The following is a 534-nucleotide window of genomic DNA, read 5'->3' on the forward strand; positions in this document are numbered from 1 at the left end:
AAACGGGTAAAGGCAAGGTGCCGTCTCTTGCTGATTGTTTAATGCCTCAACCCTCGCTTTAATTGAGGTGTAATCGGAGGTTTCTGGTGTTTGGGCTATTCCTGCTCTTAGCGGGTTTAAATCGACATACGTCATCGCTGCCGCGAGTGCCTGTTCATCTAGTAGAGCCTGGCTTTTGAAGCGGCTTTCCCAGAAATGTCCTTTGCATTGGTCTTCTTTGTTGGCTTGGCAGGCAATCTCAAAATTAAGCTCTTTCATAAACCAACTTAGGCTCCATAGTCGCTCACGCCAAGATTCGATAATCGCTAAACACACTTCAAGCTCGGCCTTACTGGTAAGCTGCCCTTCTAACCATCGAGATACGATATTGGGCAGTTTGTGTGCTTGCTGCCAACGCTCAACCACCTCATAAGTCGATAGATTTAGGGCTTTCTCTCGATTGATATGTAAGACCAAGTGGTAGTGGTTGCTCATGATGGCGTAAGCGCAGATGTCAATGCAGTAAAGTTGCGAGAGCGCCATCATTTTTCGCTT

Annotated in this window: 1 pseudogene; it reads right to left on the reverse strand. The window is 46.8% G+C overall.

The window, feature by feature from the left end:
- Nucleotides 1-525: pseudogene (locus tag ACQEXR_RS20425) on the reverse strand (transposase); the annotation flags it as partial.
- Nucleotides 526-534 lie beyond the last annotated feature (9 nt).

The organism is Vibrio sp. TRT 2004 (genome assembly GCF_050113735.1).
Classification (GTDB): Bacteria; Pseudomonadota; Gammaproteobacteria; order Enterobacterales; family Vibrionaceae; genus Vibrio.